This window comes from Thiorhodococcus drewsii AZ1 (genome assembly GCF_000224065.1).
Taxonomy (GTDB): Bacteria; Pseudomonadota; Gammaproteobacteria; order Chromatiales; family Chromatiaceae; genus Imhoffiella; species Imhoffiella drewsii.
In genome coordinates this window covers 1-848 of sequence record NZ_AFWT01000125.1, presented here as the reverse complement: position 1 = coordinate 848, position 848 = coordinate 1, and the positions used below count along the sequence as shown (strand labels likewise).

General features: G+C 61.3%; 2 pseudogenes. Both read left to right on the top strand.

Going from position 1 to position 848, the window contains the following annotated elements:
• A pseudogene (locus tag THIDRDRAFT_RS26610) lies at nucleotides 1–328 on the top strand (hypothetical protein); the annotation flags it as partial.
• Nucleotides 325–848 (top strand): annotated as a pseudogene (locus THIDRDRAFT_RS23340) (IS256-like element ISTdr1 family transposase); the annotation flags it as partial. The pseudogenes THIDRDRAFT_RS26610 and THIDRDRAFT_RS23340, both read left to right, overlap by 4 nt.

Sequence of the window (848 nt, the reverse complement as noted above, 5' to 3'; positions counted from 1 at the left end):
GTGGCAGCCGGGATCAAATACGCCAAAGAATCTCATGACTTATGAAGATGTGTGTAATGAGATGGCCTTGACCGGTGTCGCGCGCTCCGGGGTCTATACCCGCTCAACAGAGGAGGTCGTCAGCGAGTTCGACCAGATGCTCTTGGGGTTGATTGATGCGGAGTACACCCGTCACCCGTTCTACGGTAGCCAACGCATGGTGGTTTTTAGGCCATGTGGGCAAGGGAGTTATTGTGATTTCTGGTGTACAGGCGCCCGAGGAGGGATGGCGTATCCTGTCGACTGGTCACGACCAAGATCACAGACGACAGAGGTGGATACGCCATGACCGAGTCTACGCTTGAAGGTCTTTCACAACCNGAAAATCGAGGAGCACGACCCACTGCATGCGTTGCTCAGAAGGGGGGCACGCGAGCTGATCGCTCAGGCCGTCGAGGCGGAGCTGGCGAGTTTTCTGGCCGGGTATGCCGATCAGCGCCTGGAGGATGGGCGCCGAGCGGTGGTGCGCAACGGCTACCTGCCCGAACGGACGGTGCAGACGGGCCTGGGAGACGTCGCGGTGAAGGTGCCGAAGGTCCGTGACCGTCGTGGTGGTGGAGCGGTCTTCCACTCGAGCCTGCTGCCGCCGTATCTGAAGCGCTCGCGCAGCGTCGAGGAACTGATCCCCTGGCTCTACCTCAAGGGGATCTCGACCGGGGACTATCAGGAGGCGCTCGCGGCGTTGCTCGGTGATCGAGCCAAGGGGCTGTCGGCCAACACGATCGTGCGTCTCAAGCAGCAGTGGAGCGAGGAGCATCGGCGCTGGAGTCAGCGCGACCTCAGCGATCGGCGCTACGTCTATTGGTGGG